Annotated in this window: 7 protein-coding genes; 4 read left to right on the top strand and 3 right to left on the bottom strand. The window is 38.6% G+C overall.

What is annotated here, in order from left to right:
- Positions 1 to 374: 374 nt before the first annotated feature.
- The 3 genes from L654_RS0114170 to rph are packed head-to-tail and all read right to left on the bottom strand — an operon-like array spanning position 375 to position 2,188.
- Positions 375 to 755 (bottom strand): diacylglycerol kinase, encoded by a 381-nt coding sequence (locus tag L654_RS0114170; protein WP_024591295.1) that lies wholly within the window; start codon positions 753 to 755, stop codon positions 375 to 377.
- Between the two features lie 56 nt (positions 756 to 811).
- Positions 812 to 1,456 (bottom strand): orotate phosphoribosyltransferase, encoded by a 645-nt coding sequence (gene pyrE / locus L654_RS0114175; protein WP_007583381.1) that lies wholly within the window; start codon positions 1,454 to 1,456, stop codon positions 812 to 814.
- Between the two features lie 18 nt (positions 1,457 to 1,474).
- The gene (gene rph / locus L654_RS0114180; RefSeq protein WP_024608256.1) at positions 1,475 to 2,188 is read right to left on the bottom strand and encodes a ribonuclease PH; all 714 of its coding nucleotides are present in this window, start codon (positions 2,186 to 2,188) and stop codon (positions 1,475 to 1,477) included.
- Between the two features lie 179 nt (positions 2,189 to 2,367).
- Here rph and L654_RS0114185 point away from each other — a divergent pair, with 179 nt between their 5' ends.
- The 4 genes from L654_RS0114185 (at position 2,368) to L654_RS0114205 (ending at position 6,103) form a co-directional block, all read left to right on the top strand.
- Positions 2,368 to 3,228: a YicC/YloC family endoribonuclease gene (locus tag L654_RS0114185; RefSeq protein ID WP_002958889.1), complete on the top strand. Its 861-nt coding sequence runs from the start codon at positions 2,368 to 2,370 to the stop codon at positions 3,226 to 3,228.
- Between the two features lie 170 nt (positions 3,229 to 3,398).
- Positions 3,399 to 4,631, top strand: coding sequence for a site-specific integrase (locus tag L654_RS0114190; protein ID WP_024608257.1), 1,233 nt, complete (start codon positions 3,399 to 3,401; stop codon positions 4,629 to 4,631).
- Between the two features lie 34 nt (positions 4,632 to 4,665).
- Positions 4,666 to 4,905: a hypothetical protein gene (locus L654_RS0114195; RefSeq protein WP_024608258.1), complete on the top strand. Its 240-nt coding sequence runs from the start codon at positions 4,666 to 4,668 to the stop codon at positions 4,903 to 4,905.
- Between the two features lie 29 nt (positions 4,906 to 4,934).
- Positions 4,935 to 6,103, top strand: a protein-coding gene (locus tag L654_RS0114205; protein ID WP_139016089.1) for an IS3 family transposase whose coding sequence is annotated in 2 segments (ribosomal slippage) — positions 4,935 to 5,211 and positions 5,211 to 6,103 — 1,170 coding nt in all. Because the reading frame shifts where the segments join, the coding sequence is not laid out codon by codon here.
- The last annotated feature ends 31 nt before the right edge of the window (positions 6,104 to 6,134 follow it).

Here is a 6,134-nt window from a genome sequence, read left to right on the forward strand (position 1 = left end):
GAGTGCCCACACAGATGATTGCTTTATATTGTTAAAGAACGTTTTGAGTCGCTTTAGCGTCTCAAGGGATGCGAATAATACACCCTTTATTTTTCTAGTCAACACTTAGTTTTAAACTTTCTTTTTAGAAGATTTAAAACCGAAGTTTTACTTAACACCCTGAGTTGTTCGTGCCTCGCTATGCGTTGGCGTTTCCCGTCTCAGTGGGGTCGCATTATAGGGAGATCCGAAAACAGATCAACCCTTTTTTGAAGAAAACTTGAAATAATATGCTGTTCGCTGAGTATTTGAGCTAAACACGTTAAAAACACAACATAACTAGCAAATTATTAACAACTAAAGGTGTTTAAACTTCACTAATATTAAAAGTAAGCTTAAACGATCTTCATATAAAGACTTACACCCCATATGATCAATACGATCGTTAATGAAAGTGTTACGGCTGCAGATCCCATATCTTTGGCTCTACCTGACAATACATGCAATTCTGTACTTACTCGATCTGTTAATGCTTCAATGGCAGAGTTTAGCAATTCAACAATTAGAATAATAAGCAGTGAGCTAATTAGTATTGCCCAGTGTAATAATGATGAAGCAAGCCAAAATGAAGTGAGGAATAATATAAGGCTTAGTAATAGCTCTTGTCTAAATGCAGCTTCTTCTTTAAATGCTGCTTTAAAGCCAAGATAGGAGCAATAGGTTGCTTTGAAAACGCGTTTGAGGCCTAAGCCATTTGGTTTTAATACATCTTTCATTAATAAACTCTATGAATGAAGGTCAAAATAAAGCCCCGCACTGCGAGGCTTTTTATTTATGCTACGCCGTATTGATCACGGTAAGCTTTAACTGAGGCTAAATGCTCGCCCATCGTTCCTTGGTTTTCAAGGTAGCTAATAAGGTCTGCTAATTTTACAATAGAAATTACTTTGGTATTAAAGTCGCGTTCAACTTCTTGAATAGCTGATAACTCGGCTTTACCTTTTTCTTGGCGATCTAATGCAATTAAAACACCACTAAGGTCTGCACCATTTTGTGCAATAATTTCCATAGACTCACGAATAGCGGTACCTGCGGTAATTACATCATCAACTAGCATTATTTTGCCATTGAGTTCTGAGCCTACTAATGTACCACCTTCACCGTGTGCTTTTTTCTCTTTACGGTTAAAACAGTACGGTACATCTTTATCATGGTGATCTGCTAATGCAACTGCCGTCGTTGTCGCTATTGGGATACCCTTATACGCGGGACCAAATAGTACATCGTACTCTATCGCTGAATCTTCTAATGCTGATGCATAAAAACGACCTAAACGTGCTAAGTCACGACCTGTATTAAACAAACCGGCATTAAAAAAGTAAGGACTTATGCGCCCTGACTTTAAAGTAAACTCACCAAATTTTAATACCTGCTTCTCTAGAGCAAATTCTATAAACTCTTTTTGATAATCTTTCATATCTAGTGGCCTACCTATTTATGCTAATGCTTGCTTTTGTACGTCAATGATTTCACGAATAGAATGTTTAGCTAAAGTAAGTAACTCATCTAGCTCATCAAACGAGAAAGGTTCGCCTTCGGCTGTACCTTGAATTTCTATAATTTTACCTGTTTCGGTTAAAATTACATTCATATCAGTTTCTGCTGCTGAATCTTCAATATATTCTAAATCGCTAATTGCTTGGCCTTTGTATATACCTACTGAAATAGCTGCAATCATATGCTTAAGTGGGTTTGAATTAATCATACCCTTGGCACGCATATGCGTTAGCGCATCAACAAGTGCAACACATGCACCACTTATAGAAGCAGTACGTGTACCGCCATCTGCTTGGATTACATCACAGTCGATAGTGATTGTGTTTTCGCCAAGTGCTTTTAAATCAACAGCAGCACGAAGTGCACGTGCAATTAAACGTTGAATTTCCATAGTACGACCGCCCTGCTTACCACGTACAGCTTCTCGAGCATTACGCGTATGCGTTGCTCGCGGTAACATACCGTATTCAGCATTGATCCAACCTTTACCCTGACCTTTCATGAAACGAGGAACGCCCGATTCGACAGTAGCTGTACAAAGTACTTTGGTGTTACCAAACTCAACAAGTACTGAGCCTTCAGCATGCAAAGTATAATTACGTGTAAATGTAACAGGTCTAATTTGGTTAGGTGTTCTTTCGCTTGGACGCATTGACGATCCCCTTAATTCAGAATTTGCGACATTATAAGTGTATGTGGGTATAGATACCATGCTGATTTAAATAAATAGCTGTATGCAAAATATTCAGTGTATTAAATTTTCCCTAGAGCTTAAGCGGTGTTACGGTATAATCATCGTAATATTGTATTTATAAATTTAGGAAAATATCCATGATCCACAGTATGACAGCTTATGCGCGTCGCGAAATAAAAGGCGATTGGGGAACTGGCACTTGGGAAGTTCGTTCAGTGAACCAGCGTTACCTTGAAACATTTATTCGCGCACCAGAGCAATTTCGTGGCATGGAGCCAGTTATTCGTGAGCGTTTACGCAAACACTTACAACGCGGTAAAGTTGAGGTTTTTTTAAAATTTGTAGCAAATCCTGCCCATGTTGGTGAGCTATCAATTAACCAAGCCCTTGCTGAGCAACTTATAAATAGCGCTAAATGGGTTCAACAGCAAAGTAATGGCGACATTAATCCTGTTGATATATTGCGTTGGCCTGGTGTTATGGAAGCTGAAGAACTTGATATGGATAGCGTTAATACAGCACTAATTGCTGGTCTTGATCAAGTAATCGAAGATTTTAAATCAGCTCGTGGCGATGAAGGTGCAAACCTTGAAGAAATGATAGCAATCCGCCTTGATGCGATTTTAGAGCAAGTAGAAATTGTAGAAACGCATATGCCTGAGATTGCTAAGTGGCAGCGTGAAAAACTGGCTCAAAAGCTAGAAGACTTAACAGCAAACATTGACGAGTCACGCCTTGAACAAGAACTTATTTATCTTGCTCAAAAACAAGATGTAGCTGAAGAATTAGATCGTTTAAAGTCTCACGTTAAAGAAACTAAAAAAATCCTTAAAAAAGGTGGCGCATGTGGCCGTCGCCTAGATTTTATGATGCAAGAATTTAATCGTGAAGCTAACACGCTAGCATCTAAGTCTATCAATAGTGACATCACTACTGCCGCTGTAGAGCTAAAAGTATTGATTGAACAAATGAGAGAACAGATCCAAAACATAGAATAACGTTTTAACCTGTTTCAACTTGTTTATAACTCATTAATAAGCCTAGATTTTTCTAGGCTTTTTGTTTTCTACCGTTCATACTAGCCCCCTATTGTACGTGTCCAAGTGGTTACCAAACCGCTTGGTAACCACTTTTTATAATCCTTGGTAACCATTTTTGATGTAACTCAATGAATGTAAAAGAAATCAAAGCAAATATTAAGAGCTGTAAAACGCTTAGGTTTAGTATTAGTGACGGGCTTTATATAAAGCCTAACAAAAATAAGAAAAGTGGAGCATGGGAGCTTCGATATACTATAAATGGTAGCCGTCGCTTTATGACGCTTGAAGGAAGCAACTTTCCTGAAATGACTTTGACTGATGCAAAGGCATTAGCAAATAATATTAAGCAGCAAATAAAGAATGGTATTGATCCGCTAGCTGAGCGAGCCAGAAGAAACGAAGAACATATAATAACTATTACTGACTTATTTGATGACTGGTATAAAGGGGTTAGTCATAAACTGAAACATCCTCATATTCAACTTCGTTATTTCAATAATGAGATAAAACCCCAGATAGGAAGACTTAAGATAACGGATGTAAATGCACGAGACATTCGCTCTATTCTACAAAAAGCTGTATCAGAAGGTCGCCCTTCAATTGCAAATAAAGCTCTCCTTCAGTGTAAACAACTTTTTAAGCATGCCCAAAAGCTAGATTTAACAACATCAAACCCTGCTATAGCTTTCAATGAATCAGATGCTGGTGGTTCAGGACAAAGCCGTACTCGCTGTCTAACACTAGAAGAACTTAAAAGTACATTCAGTACCTTTCGTAAACACAGTGATATTTTTACTAGAGACAATTATATAGCCGTAATTTTACTTTTAGCATTAGGTATTCGCAAAGGTGAGTTAATTGCATCCAAATGGGATGAATTTAACTTTGACGGGCTACTGTGGCAAATGCCTAAAGAAAGAAGTAAAACAGGTGTAGCCATTACCATACCTATACCAACCGAGCTTCTCTCATATTTTGAAGAGTTAAAGGTACGCGCGTGTGGTTCTGACTATTTATTCCCTGCAAGAAGAGCAAGTAAGCGAAGAGCTTACATCTCAGACGACACCCTTAATCATGCTTTAGCTAAGATGTTTGGTATGAAGGTGGATAGCAATAAAAAACCCTATCCTAACTTGCTTGGTAAAGCTAACGTTGAGTATTTTGTGATTCATGATTTAAGACGAACATGTAGGAGCTTACTTGCTGAATTAGGTATAGGGAATGATATTGCTGAGCGATGCCTTAACCATAAGATAAAAGGTGTTGCTGGAGTTTATAACCGCTATGACTACCTCGAAGAGCGTAGAAGCGCTTTAAGTACATTGGCAGACCTTGTAATACCTCTTACTAATGACCATTAAAGGGAGTGATAGTACAAATATATAAGAAGTAAAAATGACTGAGTCAAAATTTATCTCCATTACTGGCGTAACAAGTAATGAAACAAAGCAGCAATTCGATAATTTTAAAAATATGGTATTGCCTGAAATGCTGCTCAATAGGCTCAACAGCGATACTTTAAAACAGAATAACAACTTGAAAATTGCTATGGAGTCTTTGAACTCTGGCTTAGAGCTCTTAAGGTTGTTTAGAAGCAGAGTGACGTGGTTTAATGGATTCGACTACCCCAGTTAAGAGATAATCAACTTAACTGGAGATCGATAATGACAAAACGTAAAAAGTATTCCAAAGAATTTAAACTTGATGCCATCGCATTAGTTGTTGAGCAAAACTACTCTCAAGCAGAAGCCTCTAGAAATTTAGGGGTAAATCCCAACATGCTTGGTCGGTGGATAAAAGAAGCTGAAAATGATGATGGGCAGGCTTTTAGAGGGAATGGTAATTTGACCCCTGAGCAAGAAGAGATCAGAGAGCTAAAAGCGCAAGTGAAACGCCTAGAAATGGAGCGTGAAATATTAAAAAAAGCGACGGTCTTCTTTGCCAAAGAAACGAAGTGAAATACTCGTTCATAACCCAATACAAGAAGACCTGGCCTGTGGCGGTAATGTGCCGAATACTGGGTGTAAAAAGTAACAATTACTATAGTTATCAAAAGCGATATTCAACTAAATCAGAGGATCCAACACATCAAGAAATGATTGATTGGGTCAAGGACATAGCGCACTTCAGTGATAATACTTACGGTGAAAGGCGTATTCAGAAAGTCTTAAATGCACTCGGTTTTCCGGTGAGCCGTCACAAAACAGCACAGTTAATGAAAGAGGCAAATGTCTGGGTGCGTTATAAAAAGAAATACAAAGTAACAACGAATAGTGACCATAACAAGCCTATTTATCCCAATGTACTTGAGCAAAACTTCAACGTTGAAGCCGCTGATCAAGCTTGGGTACAAGATATCACTTATGTTTGGACTGCAGAAGGTTGGTTATATCTGGCGGTAGTGATTGATTTATATTCGCGTAAAGTCGTTGGTTGGAGCATGGGCTCACGAATGAAAGCGCAGCTTGTCTGTGACGCACTGACTATGGCGATGTGGCAACGCCAACCCAAAGCAGGGTTGATTATCCATTCAGATCAAGGGGTTCAATATGCAAGCCATCAATATCGTAGATTGCTCAAGTCAAACGACTTCATTGGTAGCATGAGTAAGAAAGGTTGTTGCTGGGATAATGCTGTTGCAGAAAGCTTCTTCGGTAGTTTGAAGCAAGAGCGCGTGCATTGGAAAAATTACCCAACGCGTTATGAAGCTCAACAGGATGTAATGAATTACATCTGCATGTGGTACAACAGTCGTCGCTTACATTCGTACTTAAATTATCAAAGCCCAAATGACTTTGAAGAACGAACCGAAACATTAGATATGGTTTCTTAACTAGGGTGACTGAATTTAGTTGACCACGTCA

Source organism: Pseudoalteromonas sp. TAB23, from assembly GCF_000498075.1.
Lineage (GTDB): Bacteria > Pseudomonadota > Gammaproteobacteria > Enterobacterales > Alteromonadaceae > Pseudoalteromonas > Pseudoalteromonas arctica.

What these genes read in the sequence shown, in the direction of transcription:
- rph (WP_024608256.1), bottom strand. Translation starts at nt 2,188, where the DNA reads ATGCGTCCAAGCGAAAGAACACCTAACCAAATTAGACCTGTTACATTT.
- L654_RS0114195 (WP_024608258.1), top strand. Translation starts at nt 4,666, where the DNA reads ATGACTGAGTCAAAATTTATCTCCATTACTGGCGTAACAAGTAATGAA.
- L654_RS0114190 (WP_024608257.1), top strand. Translation starts at nt 3,399, where the DNA reads ATGAATGTAAAAGAAATCAAAGCAAATATTAAGAGCTGTAAAACGCTT.
- pyrE (WP_007583381.1), bottom strand. Translation starts at nt 1,456, where the DNA reads ATGAAAGATTATCAAAAAGAGTTTATAGAATTTGCTCTAGAGAAGCAG.
- L654_RS0114170 (WP_024591295.1), bottom strand. Translation starts at nt 755, where the DNA reads ATGAAAGATGTATTAAAACCAAATGGCTTAGGCCTCAAACGCGTTTTC.
- L654_RS0114185 (WP_002958889.1), top strand. Translation starts at nt 2,368, where the DNA reads ATGATCCACAGTATGACAGCTTATGCGCGTCGCGAAATAAAAGGCGAT.